The organism is Microbacterium sp. NIBRBAC000506063, from assembly GCF_017968845.1.
Taxonomy (GTDB): Bacteria; Actinomycetota; Actinomycetes; order Actinomycetales; family Microbacteriaceae; genus Microbacterium.
Genome location: NZ_CP072876.1, coordinates 1,206,256 through 1,222,398, shown reverse-complemented (window position 1 = coordinate 1,222,398; position 16,143 = coordinate 1,206,256). Strand labels below are relative to the sequence as shown.

The 16,143-nt window shown below is 70.4% G+C and carries 17 protein-coding genes and 3 pseudogenes; 16 read left to right on the top strand and 4 right to left on the bottom strand.

Going from position 1 to position 16,143, the window contains the following annotated elements:
- Positions 1-28: 28 nt before the first annotated feature.
- From KAE78_RS07010 to KAE78_RS07000, 4 genes and pseudogenes are all read right to left on the bottom strand, one after another.
- Positions 29-1,207, bottom strand: a complete 1,179-nt coding sequence (locus KAE78_RS07010; RefSeq protein ID WP_317451890.1) for a PQQ-dependent sugar dehydrogenase — start codon at positions 1,205-1,207, stop codon at positions 29-31.
- A pseudogene (locus KAE78_RS07005) lies at positions 1,204-2,189 on the bottom strand (arsenic resistance protein). The gene KAE78_RS07010 and the pseudogene KAE78_RS07005 overlap by 4 nt, the downstream one beginning before the upstream one ends.
- Positions 2,190-2,363: 174 nt before the next feature.
- Positions 2,364-2,558, bottom strand: a complete 195-nt coding sequence (locus KAE78_RS18540) for an FAD-dependent oxidoreductase (protein WP_317451889.1) — start codon at positions 2,556-2,558, stop codon at positions 2,364-2,366.
- 52 nt (positions 2,559-2,610) lie between these two features.
- Positions 2,611-3,585, bottom strand: a complete 975-nt coding sequence (locus tag KAE78_RS07000; RefSeq protein ID WP_317451888.1) for an NAD(P)/FAD-dependent oxidoreductase — start codon at positions 3,583-3,585, stop codon at positions 2,611-2,613.
- A 253-nt stretch (positions 3,586-3,838) separates the two neighbouring features.
- Here KAE78_RS07000 and KAE78_RS19530 point away from each other — a divergent pair.
- From KAE78_RS19530 to KAE78_RS06925, 16 genes and pseudogenes are all read left to right on the top strand, one after another.
- Positions 3,839-3,946, top strand: a pseudogene (locus tag KAE78_RS19530) (LacI family DNA-binding transcriptional regulator); the annotation flags it as partial.
- A 541-nt stretch (positions 3,947-4,487) separates the two neighbouring features.
- Positions 4,488-4,952: a substrate-binding domain-containing protein gene (locus tag KAE78_RS06990; RefSeq protein WP_262927801.1), complete on the top strand. Its 465-nt coding sequence runs from the start codon at positions 4,488-4,490 to the stop codon at positions 4,950-4,952.
- Positions 4,939-6,063, top strand: coding sequence for an FAD-dependent oxidoreductase (locus tag KAE78_RS06985; RefSeq protein WP_262927800.1), 1,125 nt, complete (start codon positions 4,939-4,941; stop codon positions 6,061-6,063). The genes KAE78_RS06990 and KAE78_RS06985 overlap by 14 nt, the downstream gene beginning before the upstream one ends.
- Positions 6,063-6,563 (top strand): FAD-dependent oxidoreductase, encoded by a 501-nt coding sequence (locus KAE78_RS17505; protein WP_262927799.1) that lies wholly within the window; start codon positions 6,063-6,065, stop codon positions 6,561-6,563. The genes KAE78_RS06985 and KAE78_RS17505 overlap by 1 nt, the downstream gene beginning before the upstream one ends.
- Positions 6,564-6,833: 270 nt before the next feature.
- Complete coding sequence (locus tag KAE78_RS06980) at positions 6,834-7,910, top strand: extracellular solute-binding protein (RefSeq protein WP_223172285.1); 1,077 nt, start codon at positions 6,834-6,836, stop codon at positions 7,908-7,910.
- Between the two features lie 6 nt (positions 7,911-7,916).
- Positions 7,917-8,867: a carbohydrate ABC transporter permease gene (locus KAE78_RS06975; RefSeq protein ID WP_223172284.1), complete on the top strand. Its 951-nt coding sequence runs from the start codon at positions 7,917-7,919 to the stop codon at positions 8,865-8,867.
- A gap of 120 nt (positions 8,868-8,987) precedes the next feature.
- The gene (locus tag KAE78_RS06970; protein WP_223172283.1) at positions 8,988-9,572 is read left to right on the top strand and encodes a carbohydrate ABC transporter permease; all 585 of its coding nucleotides are present in this window, start codon (positions 8,988-8,990) and stop codon (positions 9,570-9,572) included.
- The gene (locus KAE78_RS06965; RefSeq protein WP_223172282.1) at positions 9,527-9,793 is read left to right on the top strand and encodes a hypothetical protein; all 267 of its coding nucleotides are present in this window, start codon (positions 9,527-9,529) and stop codon (positions 9,791-9,793) included. The genes KAE78_RS06970 and KAE78_RS06965 overlap by 46 nt, the downstream gene beginning before the upstream one ends.
- Positions 9,794-9,898: 105 nt before the next feature.
- Positions 9,899-11,836, top strand: coding sequence for a DUF1349 domain-containing protein (locus KAE78_RS17500; RefSeq protein WP_262927798.1), 1,938 nt, complete (start codon positions 9,899-9,901; stop codon positions 11,834-11,836).
- A gap of 11 nt (positions 11,837-11,847) precedes the next feature.
- A complete protein-coding gene (locus KAE78_RS06955) occupies positions 11,848-12,030 on the top strand; it encodes a hypothetical protein (RefSeq protein ID WP_223172554.1) in 183 nt (60 codons plus the stop codon).
- Positions 11,982-12,200, top strand: a complete 219-nt coding sequence (locus KAE78_RS06950; RefSeq protein ID WP_223172281.1) for a hypothetical protein — start codon at positions 11,982-11,984, stop codon at positions 12,198-12,200. Before KAE78_RS06955 ends, KAE78_RS06950 begins: the two co-directional genes overlap by 49 nt.
- Before the next feature lie 123 nt (positions 12,201-12,323).
- A complete protein-coding gene (locus tag KAE78_RS06945; RefSeq protein ID WP_223172280.1) occupies positions 12,324-13,295 on the top strand; it encodes an acetylxylan esterase in 972 nt (323 codons plus the stop codon).
- Between the two features lie 95 nt (positions 13,296-13,390).
- A pseudogene (locus KAE78_RS06940) lies at positions 13,391-14,298 on the top strand (ATP-binding cassette domain-containing protein).
- 1 nt (position 14,299) lies between these two features.
- The gene (locus KAE78_RS06935; protein ID WP_223172279.1) at positions 14,300-15,163 is read left to right on the top strand and encodes an ABC transporter permease; all 864 of its coding nucleotides are present in this window, start codon (positions 14,300-14,302) and stop codon (positions 15,161-15,163) included.
- Between the two features lie 10 nt (positions 15,164-15,173).
- The gene (locus tag KAE78_RS06930) at positions 15,174-15,623 is read left to right on the top strand and encodes a hypothetical protein (protein WP_223172278.1); all 450 of its coding nucleotides are present in this window, start codon (positions 15,174-15,176) and stop codon (positions 15,621-15,623) included.
- A complete protein-coding gene (locus tag KAE78_RS06925; RefSeq protein ID WP_223172277.1) occupies positions 15,560-16,072 on the top strand; it encodes a sensor histidine kinase in 513 nt (170 codons plus the stop codon). The genes KAE78_RS06930 and KAE78_RS06925 overlap by 64 nt, the downstream gene beginning before the upstream one ends.
- Positions 16,073-16,143 lie beyond the last annotated feature (71 nt).

The following is a 16,143-nucleotide window of genomic DNA, read 5'->3' as shown; positions in this document are numbered from 1 at the left end:
CTCGGTCTTCCGGGGTCTTCCTCCCAGTCTACGTGGGCGATCCTATGCTTCGGACGCGGTCGCCTACCCACGGGAACGCGGATGACGCGGTCGTCATCGGATGCCGGCGAGCCGCGTCCGTCGGTGTTGTTCGTGAGGAGCCAGATCTCGGCACTTGTCCTGAGCGAGGCCTGCGAAGCAGACCGCGTCGAAGGGTCCGATATCGCGACGACATCGCGCAGACGGCCGAACTCGCCGACGTGGAGCTCTTCGGACGTCGTCGGATCGGCGACGGGGACCGCGCGCAGGCGCTCTCCGCGCAGGTTCGCGAGGTAGATCGTGTCGCCGGCGATCGCGATGCCGCTGGGCGAGGCCTCTGCGGGCGCCCACTGCTGCACGGGATCGATGAAGCGGTCGATGCCCGCGATCCCCTCGGCGGCGGGCCAGCCGTAGTTGCCGCCGGGGTGATGATGTTGAGCTCGTCCCAGGTGTTCTGGCCGAACTCCGCGGCGAACAGCGTGCCGTCAGCCGCCCAGGCGATGCCCTGCGGATTGCGATGGCCGTAGCTGTAGACGAGCGAGCCGGCGAAGGGGTTGTCGGGCGGCACGTCGCCGTCGGGGGTCATCCGCAGGATCTTGCCGGCGAGGTCGTCGCGGTTCTGGGCGCGGCCGGGATCGCCGGCGTCGCCCGTGGTGGCGTAGAGCATGCCGTCGGGGCCGAAGGCGATGCGTCCGCCGTCGTGCGTGGGGGCGTGGGGGATGCCGTCGAGGATGGTCTCCGGCGCGCCGAGCGCGAGGGCGCCGGGTTCACCCGTGACGGTGAAGCGCTGGATGCGGTTGCCGTCGTTGCCGGTCGAGTAGGCGTAGAGGCGGGCCCGGTCGTCGACGGCGAGGCCGAGGAGCCCCGCCTCCGCGCGGGTGAAGAGATCCTCGACCGTGCCGATGACGCGGGTGGTGTCGCCGACGACCTCGAGGATGTGTCCCGTGTCGCGTTCGCTGATGATCACGGTGTCGCCGAGGAAGGCGATCGACCAGGGGGCGTCGAGGCCCGTGACGAAGTCTTGCGGCGTGGTCAGCGCCTCATCCGTCGGTGTCGGGTCGGGCGCGGGCGTCGCGGGAGGGTCGGATGCCGCGGAGCTCTCGGCCGGCGTGTCGGGCGTGCCGCATCCGACGAGGGCGAGGGCGAGCACCGCCGCTGCCGCGGCGGCCACGCGGTGCCGGGTGCTCATCCCTCCACTGTAGGTCGCGCTTCTCCCGGCCGCGAGGGCACGAAGCGCGGCACCACCGCGACCATCACCACCATCACGACGAGCTCCACGAGGGTCTGCGTGACGACCACGAGCGGGGTGAGGGCGAAGGCGGCCGGCAGCGCGAGCGCCAGCGGAAGCACGACGAGCGAGTTGCGGGTCACGCCGCTGAACACGACCGCACGACGGCCCGCGACATCGAACCGGGCGACACGACCGGCGAGCAGTCCGAGCCCGGCGGCGATCATGGCGAAGGCGACGTAGAGCGGCACCACCCGCAGCAGCTCCCGCAGCGCGCCGCCGACGCCGGCGATCTGCGAGGCGATCACGACCGCGAGGGTCAGCATCATCAGGGGCACCATCGCTGCCAATGCACCGCCCTCGAAGGCGCGGGCGGCCGGCGAACGCTGCGCGAGCAGCTGGGTCAGGGCGGCGAGCGCCAGCGGGAGGACGATGAGGAGCAGAAACGCCTCCAGGAAGGGATGCGGATCGATGGCCAGATCCGACCCGGCCATGAGCCACAGGTAGCCCGGCAGCAGGAGGATCTGCGCGACCATCAGCAACGGCGTCGCCGCAAGCAGCCGATCCCGCGCCCGCCGGCGAGACCGGTGAAGGCGATCACGTAGTCGACGCAGGGCGTCAGCAGCACGAGGAGGACGCCGAGCAGCAGCGCCTGGTCGGAGGCGACGAAGCGGCTGAGGCCGAAGACGACCGCCGGCACGGCGAGGAAGTTCAGGGCGAGCACCGTGGCGAGGAAGCGCCCGTCGCGCGCCGCGAGCCCCAGGCTCGCGAACGGCACGCCGAGGAAGGTCACGTACATCAGCAGTGCCAGCACGGGGAGGATCGCCGGCTCCACGCCCGCACCCGCGCCGGGGAGCAGCAGCCCCACCGCGACGCCCGCGGCCATCGCCGCCAGGTACAGCGCGACCTGGTGCCGCTCACCCCATTCGATCACTCCGCGCATGAGTCCAGCATGACGGATGCCGCCCACACATTCCTCCTGCGCACCGGTGCTCAACTCCGGAGAACTCCCGACAGAAGCTGACATAAAGTAGCCGGTCTCCGGTGCGTCACGGACTTCACCGGCCGGCGCTGCGCGGCATCCGATGTCTCGATCCGAAGCACGCGCCGGCCGACCTCAGCGCAGCGGATCGAACGGCACGATCGCCGGATCGATCTCACCCGTCACGATCTGCTTCGCCAGGAGCTTGCCCGTGGCGGGGCCGAGCACGACGCCCCACATGCCATGGCCGCCGGCGACGTACACGCCCGGCGACCGGGTGGCGCCGACGATCGGAAGGCCGTCGGGGTGACCGGGCGCGACCCCACCCACTCGTCCTCGCGGTCGTCGAGGTCGATGCCCCGGAACAGCTCGCGCGCCTGGTTCACGATCGCCTGGATGCGCCGGGGTCGCGCGGCCTCGTCGGGCGAGCGGAACTCCATGGTGCCCGCGATGCGGAGACGACCCGGTACGGCGTGCAGGCGATCCGCTGGAAGGGGAAGTACACCGGGCGCTCGGGCGGGTGCTCGCTCGCGACGGTGAAGGAGTATCCGCGTCCGGCCTGGACGCGCACTCTCACCCCGTGCGGGCGCGCGAGCGCCGGCAGCCATGCGCCGGTGGCGACGACGACGTGATCCGCCGTGAGCACCTCTCCGTCCTCGAGCGTGACCATCGGGGTGCCGACCGAGGAGACGGATGCCACGGCCTTGCCGAAGCGCATATGCGCCCCGCGCGCCTCGACCGCGTCGCCCAGGGCGTACGCGAAGGGCGCCGGCTCCAGGAAGCGCTGCCCGTCCAGGCGATAGGCGACGGCGACCCCCTCGGCGAGCTGCGGGGCGAGCTTCCATGGATCGTCGAGGCGCTCGAAGGGCACCTCCTGCCCGTGACGGACGACACCGGCGATCTCGTGCAGGAATCCCTTCGCCTGCGACTCCTCCTGGAAGCCGATCACGAATGGACCCTCGCGGGTCCAGGAGTCGACGCCACCGTCGGTGAGCTCGTCGAATGCGGCGAGCGCGAGCTTGTCGATCGGGGTGAGCGCGGCCATCGTGCGGTCCCAGGCGCGGTTCGTGCCGTGGGAGGCGAAGCGCGCGAGGAACGACCACAGGCCGACATCGAAGCGGAACGGCACATGGAGTGCGGCATCCGGATCCAGCAGGGCCTTCGGCCCGTACGCCCACAGGCTCGGATCGGCCAGCGGGATGGCCTTGCCCGGCGTGAGCCAGCCGGCGTTGCCCCACGAGGATCCGGCCGCGACGCCGGTGCGGTCGACGACGGTGACCTCCAGGCCGTGCTCCTGCAGATGCCAGGCCGTGGAGAGCCCCACGAACCCCGCACCGATCACGATCGCCCGCGCCATGGCTTCCTCCCTCTATGCTTCCGGCACTTCCGACCGTACTCCTTGCGGCGGGGTTCGGGGACGGTGCCGACGATCGTGAAGGGTCGGATCCGGCAGCATCCGCTCCCTCCGCCGGATAATGCGGATTTGTCTCAGCACCCCTGTGATTTCAACCCGTAAAGCACCGTAAATAATGCGCATTATCACCTTGACGACGTGATCACGCCCCCGCAGACTGCTCTTCGTCACCCGAACGCTGATCAAGGAGGATCGGATGCCGCGCCATCGCGTCACGCAGGCCGACGTCGCCGCCATCGCGGGCGTGAGCCAGTCGACCGTCAGCTTCGTCCTCAACGGCAACGCCCCGATCGGCGTGCGCATCTCGGAGGAGACCCGCACGCGCGTGCTCGACGCGATCCGCATCACCGGCTACTCTGCGAACCCGCTCGCCCAGCGTCTCGCGGGCGGCCGCAACCAGATCCTCGGTGTGTTCACCTACGAGAAGACGTTCCCGCGCGGCGGCCGCGACTTCTACGGCGCCTTCCTCGTCGGGATCGAGCACGCCGCCGAGCAGCTCGGCGTCGACACGCTCCTGTTCACCTCCGCCCGCGTGGTCGAGGGCCGCCGCCGGCTCGCCCGCGACGGCTGGCAGCGGCTGGGCATCGCCGACGGCTGCCTCCTGCTCGGACAGCACGAGGACCAGAGCGAGCTCCAGCACCTGCTGGACACGAACTACCCCTTCGTCTTCATCGGCAAGCGCGTGAGCGAGGGGCGGATGCTGCCCTATGTGGGGCCGACTACGTCACCGCCACCGCCCGCCAGGTCGAGCGCCTCGTCGCGGCCGGCCACACCCGCATCGGCTACGCCGGCCCCAGGCCAGCGACCAGCCGACCCTCGACCGCGTCGAGGGGTACCGGCAGACGATGCGCGCCCACGGCCTGCCGCTGCGTTTCGTCGACGTGCACGACGTGCCCGGCGCCGCCGAGGAGATCGCCGAACGACGCCTGACCGCGATCCTCGTCGCGCCGGAGAACTCCCCCGAGGAGCTCGCCGACGAGCTCGAGTCCCGGGGACTGCGGATCCCGGCGGATGTCTCGATGCTGCTGCTCGGTCAGCCCCTGCATCCGCGCCACCGCGGCCGCAACTGGTCCGGCTTCGTCGTGCCGCGCGAGGAGATGGGCGCCCGGGCGCTCGTCCTGCTGTCGCGGATCGTCGACCAGGAGCCGGAGGCGCCGCGCACCCCGGAGGGACGGATGCCGAACGCCCCCGCCCTCGACGAGGACGACTACCACCAGATGCTCGACTGCCCCGACGTCGACGGCGAGTCCTTCGCCGCCGCACCCACCACCGCCGACACACCAGAAGGAACCATTCGTGACCACGCGTGAACTATCCACCGACATCCTGATCGTCGGAGCAGGGTTGGGCGGCGTCGCCGCCGCCCTGGCCGCCGCCGACCGCGGAGCGCGCGTGATCCTGACCGAGGAGCACCCGTGGATCGGCGGGCAGCTCACCTCCCAGGCCGTCCCACCGGACGAGCACCCCTGGGTCGAGGAGTTCGGCATCACGGCCCGCTACCGCGCGCTGCGTGAGGGGATCCGGGACGTCTACCGTCGGCGGTACCCGCTCATCGACGCGGCGCGCGACAAGGTCGACCTGAATCCGGGTGCCGGCTGGGTCTCGAAGCTCTGCCACGAGCCGGCCATCGCCGTCGGCGTGCTGGAGGAGATGCTCGCCCCGCACCGCTCGACCGGACGCGTGCAACTGCTCGAGCGCGTGCGGCCGGTCGCGGCATCCGTCGACGGGGACCGCGTGACCTCCGTGACGCTCGCCTCGGAGACCGGCGGGGGTGACGTGACCGTGACCGCGCAGTACGTCCTCGACGCCACCGAGACCGGAGAGCTCCTGCCGTTGACCGGAACCGAGTACGTCACGGGCTTCGAGTCGCGCGCGGAGACCGGGGAGCCCAGCGCCCCCGAGACGGTGCAGCCCGAGAACGTGCAGGCGCTGAGCATGTGCTTCGCCGTGGAGCACGTCGAAGGCGACCACACGATCGAGCGCCCCGCGGAGTACGACTTCTGGCGCGAGTACGCCCCCTCCGCCTGGCAGGGTCACCGCATGCTGTCGTGGGAGGCGCCCAACCCGCGCACCCTGGAGATCGACACCCGGGCCTTCTCGCCCAACCCGGGCGACGACGTCCTCGCGGTCGACGCCGACCAGTCGCGCAACGCCGGCGACCAGAACCTCTGGTTCTTCCGGCGCATCGCCGCCCGTGACCAGTTCGCCCCCGGCTTCTACGACAGTGACATCTGCCTGGTGAACTGGCCGAGCATCGACTACTTCCTCGCGCCGGTGCTCGACGTGCCGCGCGAGGAGGAGCTCGCCCACTATGCCCGCGCGCGCCAGCTGAGCCTCTCGATGCTCTACTGGATGCAGACCGAGGCCCCCGCCCGGACGGCGGCACCGGATTCCCGGGGCTGCGCCTGCGCCCCGATGTGATGGGCACCGAGGACGGCCTCGCCCAGGCACCGTATCACCGCGAGTCCCGCCGCATCCGGGCCCTCACCACCATCACCGAGAACGACGTGTCCTACGCGATCCGCGGCGACGCCGGGGCGACCCGCTACGAGGAGTCGATCGGTGTCGGCATGTACCGCATCGACCTGCACCCCTCGACCGGCGGCGACACCTACATCGACGTCGCGTCCACGCCCTTCGAGATCCCGCTGGGCGCCCTCATCCCGCGGCGGGTGACGAACCTGCTCGCGGCGAACAAGAACATCGGCACGACCCACATCACCAACGGCTGCTACCGGCTGCATCCCGTCGAGTGGAACATCGGCGAGGCGGCCGGGCACCTCGCCGCCTACTGCCTCGATGCGCAGACCACGCCGCATGCCGTCCACGCCGAGTCCGCGCGCCTGGCCGACTACCAGGCCGAGCTGGACGCCGCCGGCGTCGAACGCCATTGGCCCGAGGGCCGCGTCTACGCCTACTGACCCACCACCAACGCACCACCACAACCGAGAAGGAGCAATCATGAGAAACCCGCGGGCGCACAGGCGCGCACCCCTCGCGGCAGGAATCGGCATCGTCGCCGCTCTCACCCTCGCCAGTTGCAGCAGCGGCTCCCCCGAGCCGGGCGCGGAGACCCCCGACGAACCGGTCGACCTCCGCATGACCGTGTGGACGGCCGACGAGTCTCAGCTCGCCCTGTTCCAGGAGATCGCCGACGACTACGTCGCCGCGAACCCGAGCTGGTCTCCTCGGTGTCCTTCGATGCGATCCCCTTCGACGACTACACGACCAGCCTCACCACCCAGATCGCGGGCGGCAACGCACCGGACCTGGGATGGATCCTGGAGAGCTACGCACCCGAGTTCGTCTCCAGCGGGGCGCTGGCCGACATCCGACCGACGCTGCAGAACGCCGACGGCTACGACTACGACGACCTGCTGACCTCCTCACTGGCACTGTGGGAGGAGGGCGAAGGGCTCTTCGCCTACCCGTTCTCGAACAGCCCCTTCGGCGTCTTCGTCAACACCGACCAGCTTGAGGCCGCAGGCCAGCCCAACCCCGCCGATCTCGTCGCTTCCGGCGAGTGGACCTTCGACGCCGCCCGCGACATCGCCGCAGCCACGGCGGAGGAGTCCGGCAAGGCGGGCCTGGTCGTGCGCGACTTCGAGTACCGCACGTGGGAGAACCTCTCGACGGTGTGGAACGGCTGGGCCGCCGCACCCTGGAGCGAGGACGGCCTGACGTGCACCTTCACCGAGCCGGCGATGGTCGACGCGCTCACCTGGATCCACGACGCCACGTTCCAGGACGGCGCGCTGCCCGGACCGGGCGTCACGGCCGACTTCTTCGCCGGAGACGCGGCCCTGACGATCACCCAGATCAGCCGCGCCTCGGCCCTGGACGACTCCTTCGCCTGGGACATCGTCCCGCTTCCGGCGGGACCGGCCGGTCAGCAGAACGTGATCGGGCAGGCCGGAATCGGTGTGTTCGCCAACGCGGCCAACCCCGCGATCGCGGCGGACTTCCTCGCGCACTTCACCAACCCGGACAACGCCGCCAAGCTCGCCGCGTACTTCCCGCCGCCGCGCGAGTCGCTGCTGACGGCCGAGATCCTCGCAGCGGCGAACCCGCTGCTGAGCGTGGAGCAGCTGCAGGCCGTCGTGATCGACGGCATCCAGGGCGCCGTCACCAAGCCGACGCACGTGAACTTCGCACGTCTGCAGGACACGGTCCGCGCCCAGCTGGACGCCCTCTGGTCGCCCGGCGCCGACGTCGGGGCCGTGCTCCAGAGCACCTGCGACACGATCGCACCGCTGCTGGAGGGCTGATCCCGTATGACCACCACCGCCGTCGCCACGACGGCCGAAACCGCGGAGCGGAGGGGACGACCCGCACGTCCTCGCCGCTCCGCGGTGGAGCGGCGCGACTGGGCCGTCGGATACATGATGGTCGCGCCGGCCGTCCTCGGCGCCGTCGCCTTCGTCATCGCCCCGCTCGTCGCCGTGTTCTGGTTCTCGCTGCACGACTGGAACGTGCTCGCCAACACCTTCGTCTTCTCCGGAGCCGACAACTACGACCGGATGCTGCACGACCCGGGACTTCGGGACTCCCTCCTGGCCAGCCTGTGGTTCTCGATCGGGCTGGTCGTCCTGAACATCTCGCTCGCCCTGTTCCTGGCCGTGATGCTCAACCAGAAGCTTCCCGGCACGACCACGTTCCGCACCTTCTTCTTCTCCCCCGTCGTGGTCTCGCTCGTCGCTTGGACGATCGTGTGGGGGTTCCTCCTGCAGGCCGACGGCGGCATCAACGGCTTCCTCGCTCTCATCGGCATCGAGGGGCCGAACTGGCTGCGCGGCGAGGTCACCGCGCTGCTGTCGGTGATCATCGTCCAGGTCTTCAAGAACGTGGGCCTGAACATGATCCTGTTCCTCGCCGCGCTCCAGAGCGTTCCGGAGGAGATCATGGAGGCCGCCCGCATCGACGGCGCCGGCGCCTGGAGACGCTTCCGCTCGATCACCCTGCCGATGATCAGCCCGACCATCCTGCTCGTGTCGATCCTCACGATCGTGGGCTCCCTCGAGGTGTTCGCCCAGATCGCCGTCCTCACCGGGGGCGGCCCGGGCAACTCGACCACCGTGCTGGTCTACTACCTCTACCAGCAGGCGTTCCGCTTCAACGACTTCGGTTACGCCAGCGCCCTGTCGGTCCTGCTGTTCCTCATCGTCCTGGTGCTCACCCTCATCCAGTGGCAGACACGAAAGAGGTGGGTCTTCCATGAGAACTGACGCCCCCTGACCGAGATCGAACCCCTCGACACGACCGCCGTCGTCACCGGATCCGCGACGTCGGCACGCCTCGCACGCACCGGATGGTCGCGTGCCAAGCGACGCTGGGCGTCGATCGGCATGATCGCGCTGCTGGCCGTCATCAGCATCCCGTTCGTCTTCCCCACCTGGTGGATGGCGACCTCGAGCCTGAAGCCCATGAGCGAGATCCTCCGCAAGGTCCCGACGCTCTGGCCGGAGAATCCCACCTTCGACGCCTACGGCGAGGTGTTCCGCCTGCAGCCGTTCGCGCAGCAGTACTGGAACAGCCTCTACATCGCGGTGCTGGTGACCGTGGGCACGCTGCTGCTGGCAGCCATGGCCGGCTACGCCTTCGCCCGCATCCGATTCCCCGGGGCCAACGCGCTGTTCCTCGTCGTGCTCATCGGTCTGCTCGTTCCCTCCGAGGTGACGATCGTGCCGCTGTTCCGCCTGGTCAACAGCATGGGGCTGATCGACACGCACTGGCCGCTGATCGTGATCCCGATCTTCGGAGCGCCCGCCGTACTGGGGATCTTCATCATGCGCCAGTTCTTCCTGGGACTGCCGGTCGAGCTCGAGGAGGCCGGCCGGATGGACGGACTCGGTCGCTGGGGATCTTCTGGCGGATCGCGTTCCCCTTGGCGCGGCCCGCGCTCGCCGCGGTCGCGATCTTCACGTTCCTGAAGTCGTGGAACCTCTACCTCGAGCCGATCGTGTACCTGTCGAGCAAGGACATGTTCACTCTCCCGCAGGCGCTGACGCAGTACGTCGACGCCTACGGCGGACCGATGTGGAACGTGCAGCTGGCCGCCACGACCCTGACGGTGCTGCCCGTGCTCGCGGTCTTCCTCGTCGCCCAGAAGCAGTTCGTGCAAGGGCTCGCACACACCGGACTGAAGGGCTGATCCCGAGCCTCCCCGCCCACTCCCCGCACGGAGGGCACGTTCGTCGTGCCTCCGCGCCCCGCACCCGGTCCGCATCCGCGGATCCTCATCGAAGGAGATCAGGAAATGACCATCACCGTCCCGCGATCCCGGCGCAGCCCGCTTGCGCTGATCGCCGCGGCTGCCGCACTCGGGCTCGCCGCCACGGCCGCGCCCGCCGCAGCTGCACCCCCGCCGGCGGACACCGCCCTCCGCATGGCCGTCGCCGAGCCTCCTGCGGGCTGGCCGTCGTTCGGATTCCAGGGGATCATCACCGACAAGTCGACGATGAACTACAACCCGACCAACGAGTTCATCTTCCCGAGCGTCTTCCATGCCGGGGCGCACTTCGAGAACCCGCTGGGCGAGTGGTACCTGTACACGGCGCCGCACGATGCTCCCGCCGGCGTGGTGCTGATGTACGCCGACAGCCTCGAGGGGCCGTGGACGGAGTACGAGGGAAGCCCGATCATCGAGCGCGTCTGGGACGATCACTACAGCGTCAGTCACGTCTCCAGTCCCGATGCGATCTGGAACGAAGAGGCGGGCAAGATGTTCCTCTACTTCCACGGCGAGAACTCGGTGACCCGCTACGCGAGCAGCGATGACGGCATCCACTTCGAGTACGGAGACCGGGTGGTCGACAACGCCATGGGCGGCCCGAACGTGACCGAGTCCAGCTACGCACGCGTGTTCCCACATCCTGACGCCGACTCCGAGTACGGCTACGCCATGTTCTACATGGGCAACGAGCGCGACAACATCCGCCGCATCCGCCTGGCCGAGTCCGTGGACGGGATCTCCTGGACGGTCGACCCGGACTACGTCGTCGCACCCGGCCCCGAGGAGGGCCAGAACGTCTCGGCGGCGAACCTCTGGGAGTGGAACGACCAGCTGTACGTCGTCTACCACGCCTCCAGCGGCAAGAGCTATGCGCGCACGATCGACGAGACCCTGCGCAACGTCGGCGAGGAGCCGATCCTCCTCCACCAGGCCAGCGGTCTGGGAGCGGATGCCGGACGTGTCGCCTCTCCGGAGATCGTCACGCATGACGGGGAGACCTATCTCTTCTACGAGGCCGGCCACCGCCTGGGCGCCACGATCGCCTGGGCGAAGGACGGGGCCGAGACGGTCGTCCTCCCCGCGTTCGGCAACTTCCCCTTCGACCCGGAGAACCCCGTGTTCGAGGAGTGCGCCGCCCCAGGCTCCGACGAGTTCGAGGACGGGATCTCGGATGTCTGGGACCGCGTGGTTCGCGAGGAGTCGGCGCGCCACCGCGTCGAGGACGGCGCGCTCGTCGTTCCGACCTATGCCGGCGGCATCGCCGGCGCCTCCCTGCTGCAGCAGGAGCTGCCAGGCGACGAGTGGGAGGTGACAACGAGGCTGACTTACCCGGACGGCGGGCCCTCCCTGAACTTCCAGCAGGCAGGGCTGATGCTCTACACGGGCGACGGTCAGTACGTGCGGCTCACCCTGGGCAAAGCCACCAATGGGCGCGGTCTCGAGCTCGTCGCCGTCGGCAGCCCTGCCTTCACCGACCAGACCTTCACCGGATACGCCGAGACGACCGAGGTGTGGTTGCGGCTGACAAGCGACGGCAGCACGATCATGGCGTCCGTGTCGACGGATGGTGAGAACTTCACTCTCCACGGCCGGGCGGTCGCCGCGCTGCTTGAAGGCGAGCCGCGCTACACGCACGTGGGCCCCTACGCCTACCGTGGCAACGCCGCTGTCGAGCTCGAGCCGCGATTCGAGTGGATCCGCTTCTCGCCCAGCGCGGAGGCGTATGCGGAGTGCACGGATCCGGGCACGACGGATCCGACCGATCCCACGGACCCCAGCGATCCGACGGACCCCACCGATCCGACGGACCCCACCGACCCTACGGACCCGACCGAACCTACGGACCCGAGCGACCCGGGTGACCCGACGGACCCAGCGATCCCACGGACCCGAGCGACCCGACGGACCCGGCCGATCCCACCGACCCCGCGGACCCGGAGACCGAACTCCGCGCCACGCTGACCTCCGCGACGGTGGAGCGAGGCGGCTCGCTGACGGTGACCGGCACCGGCTTCGCCGCCGGCGAGAACGTGAGCGGCGTGATGAACTCCGAGCCGCTTGCGCTGGGAACCAGGTCCGCCGACGCCGACGGCGCGGTGACCTTCACGTGGACGATCCCGCGGACACGCCGCTGGGCGTCCACACGGTCACCCTGACCGGCGCGGAGTCGGGGGAGGTGAGCGTGCAGTTCCGCGTCGTCGCCGAGGAGCTCTCCGCCACCGGTGGCGAGCTCGGGCCCTGGGGTCTGCTCGGCGCACTGCTGCTGGCGCTCGGCGCCTCCACCCTGGTCGTGACGCGCTTGCGCCGTCGACCGGAAGTGTCCTGATCCGCTGACCCCTGCGCGCCGCGGCCCTCCCTCCCTGGGCCGCGGCGCGCAGTCGTCTGCGGCATCCGGATCCGCTTTCCGCACCAGTAGACTGCCGCTCGACCGTCCAGAGAAGGAGCCCCGATGCCACGGTTCGACCTCCCGCCCGCGGAGCTGCAAACCTATCGCCCCGCCGTGGTCGAACCCACCGACTTCGACGTGTTCTGGGAGCGCACGCTCGCCGAGTCGCGCGCCGTCGCGGAGCCGCCGCGGCTGACGCGCGTCGACTCGCCGCTCACGGCGGTAGAGGTGTACGACATGACCTTCTCCGGGTTCGCCGGCGACCCGGTGGCCGGCTGGCTCATCGTGCCGTCGGATGCCGCAGAGCCCCTCCCCGCCGTCGTCGAGTTCAACGGCTACGGCGGCGGACGCGGCCTGCCGCACGAGAAGCTCGCCTGGGCGGCATCCGGCTACGCCTATTTCTTCATGGACACGCGCGGGCAGGGAAGCGGCTGGGGCACCGGCGGCGTCACCGGCGACCCGCACGGCTCGGCGCCGGCCGCGCCCGGCTTCATGACGCGAGGCATCGAGAGCCCCGAGACCTACTACTATCGCCGTGTCTTCACCGACGCGGTGCTGGCGGTCGATGCCGTCCGCTCACTCGACCAGGTGGATGCCGCACGCGTGGCCGTCTGCGGCACGAGCCAGGGCGGCGGGATCGCCATCGCCGCGGCGGCGCTCTGCGACGGCCTCATCGCCGCCATGCCCGAGGTGCCCTTCCTGTGCCACTTCGACCGCGCCGTCGGCATGACCGAGCGCGACCCGTACCAGGAGATCGTCCGCTATCTGGCCGTGCACCGCGGGGCGACCGAACAGGTCTTCACGACCCTGTCGTACTTCGACGGCGTGAACTTCGCCAAGCGCGCCACCACGGCCGCGCTGTTCTCGGTGGCCCTCCTCGACCCGGTGTGCCCGCCCTCGACCGTCTACGCGGCCCGCAACCACTGGGCCGGCGACGCCGCGATCGTCGACTACCCCTTCAACCAGCACGAGGGCGGGCAGGGCTTCCACTGGGAGAAGCAGGCCGCGTTCCTCGCCGGGCTGCTCTCGGCCTGAACCAGCCCCGTGGTACCCAGGTACCACGCCCCCGCGATCGAAGACCATCCTCGCGGCCGATGTGCCGCCCGCCCGGCGCCCGTAGCGTCGAAGACATGATCGTTGCAGAGCACCTCAGCAAGAGCTTCGGCCCCAAGCGGGCCGTCTCGGATGTCAGTTTCACCGTCGCCCGGGGAAGGTCACCGGCTTCCTCGGGCCCAACGGCGCCGGCAAGTCCACCACCATGCGGATGATCGTCGGGCTGGACCGGCCGACTGCCGGCCGGGTCACCGTCGGCGGCCGCGACTACCGCGACCTGCGCTCGCCCCTCACCGAGGTCGGCGTCCTCCTGGATGCCAAGGCCGTGCACACCGGCCGCACCGCCGTGAACCACCTGCGGGCGATGGCGGCGACCCACGGCATCCGCCGCTCCCGGGTCGACGAGGTGATCGACATCACCGGTCTCGGCGGCGTGGCCCGCAAGCGCGCCGGCGGCTTCTCCCTCGGCATGGGCCAGCGGCTCGGGATCGCCGCCGCCCTCCTCGGCGATCCGCACACGCTCATCCTCGACGAGCCGGTCAACGGCCTCGATCCCGAGGGCGTGATGTGGGTCCGCCGCTTCGTGCGCCATGCCGCCTCCGAGGGCAGGACCGTGCTGCTGTCGAGCCACCTGATGAGCGAGATGGCGCTGACCGCCGATCACCTCATCGTGCTCGGCCGCGGCAAGGTGCTCGCGGATGCCCCGCTCGCCGACATCGTCCGCGACTGGACCAGCACGACCGTCCGGGTCCGCTCCCCGCGCGCCCGCGAGCTGGCCGCGCTTCTCGCCGGCGACGCCGTCACGGTCACCGACCTCGGCGACGACCTGCTCGAGATCGCGGGGATCGCGGCATCCGACATCGGTGACCTCGCCGCCGCCCGCGGCCTCGCCCTCCATGAGCTCACCCCCGCGACCGGGACCCTCGAAGACGCCTACCTCCGCCTCACCGGCGACGAGGTCGAGTACAAGACGAAGGACATCTGAGATGAACACCCTCACCGCCATCCCCGAGCCGGTCGCCGCCGCGACAGGCCCCGCCGCCCCGTCGCGGGAGCGCGTCAGCTTCGCGCGCCTCCTCCGCGCCGAGTGGATCAAGTTCACCACCGTCCGCTCGACCTGGTGGGCCTTCGGCCTCGTCGCCCTCGTGTCGGTGGGGCTCAGCCTCCTGCAGGCCTCCGCGCTGGCGAGCTTCGCCCAGGAGGCGGCTCCGGCATCCGTCGCCGAGGCGAACGGCACCGCCGTGATGGTCATCGTGTTCGCGACGGTGCTGACCCAGCTGCTCGCCGTGATCATCGGCACGATCATGGTCACCGGCGAGTACTCGACCGGCATGATCCGATCGACGCTCACCGCCGCGCCGCGCCGCCTCGGTGCGCTCCTGGCGAAGGCGCTCATCGTCGCCGCCACGATGTTCCTGTTCAGTCTCGTCGTCTTCGCGATCGCCGCCGTGCTCACCGGGCTGATCCTCCCCTCGGGGATGATCGACCTGTCCGAGCCCGACAGCTCGGTCATGCCGCTGCTGGGCGCAGCGCTCTACCTCGCCGCCGTCTCCGTCGTGGGGGTCGGCATCGGATTCGTCATCCGCAACGGCCCCGGCGCGCTCGCGACCGGCATCGGCCTGATCTTCGTCGCGCCCATCCTGGTGATGTTCTTCCCGGCGACGCCCGACTTCGAATGGGTGCAGACCGCCGCGGGCTACCTGCCCTCCAACGCCGGACAGTCGCTGTTCATGGGCGGACCGATGAGCGGCATCCCGCTGGAGACCTGGCCCGCGCTGGTCACGATCATCGCCTGGGCGGTCGTCGCGATCGCCGCCGGGGCCGCCGTCCTGAAGGGGCACGACGCGTAGAGTCGAGCAGATGACGGAGAGCACGCGGGTCGTCCTCGACGGGAGCAGCATCCCCGCCGAGGACGACCTGCGTCTTCCGCGTCCGCCCGGGGTGATCCGGCGGTTCTGGGCGCGGCATCCGCGGCTGGCCGACGTCCTGCTCGTCGTCCTCGCGCTGCTGCTGTCGATCCCGACCTTCGCACTCGGGTCGATCGAGCCGGGGGCGGAGCGCATCGCCATCGGCTGGCTGATCGTCGGTCTGGTGCTCGCCGTCGGCACCTCGGTGAGCCTGATGTGGCGGCGTCGCTACCCGCTGACGGTGTTCATCATCACCTTCAGCCCGATCGCGGTGCTCGACCCCTGCTCTCCTCGAGCGCCGCCGGCGTCGCGCCGGTCATCGCCCTCTACTCGGTCGCCGTGTACCGCAGCTCGCGCGCGGCGATGTGGACGCTGGCCGCGGCCGTCGGTTGCGCAGCGCTGACCGCCTTCATCTGGACCCGGACCGGTGTGACGGCGCTGAACGAGGGAACGGTCCTCGTCGGAAGCACGACGACGCTGCTGCTGATCGGCGCCCTCATCGGCGTGAACGTCGGCGGCCGCAAGCGCTACGTCGAGGCGCTCATCGAGCGCTCCCGTCAACTTGCCGTCGAGCGCGATCAGCAGGCGCAGCTGGCCGCCGCCGCCGAGCGCACCCGCATCGCCCGCGAGATGCACGACATCGTCTCGCACTCCCTCGCCGTCGTCGTCGCCCTCGCCGAGGGCGCACACGCGATCGACGACCCGCACCGGTCGAAGCAGGCGAACCGCGCGATCGCCGACACGGCCCGCGAGGCACTCACGCAGATGCGGGTCATGCTGGGCGTGCTGCGCACGGATGCGGAGTCGGAGCCGGGCGCATCCGCTCTCCCGCTCGGCCCCTGCTGGACCTGACGCCGCAGGACGTCGTCGAGACCGCCCGCGCCGCGGGCCTGCCGGTCACGCTCACGGTCGCGGGAACTCCC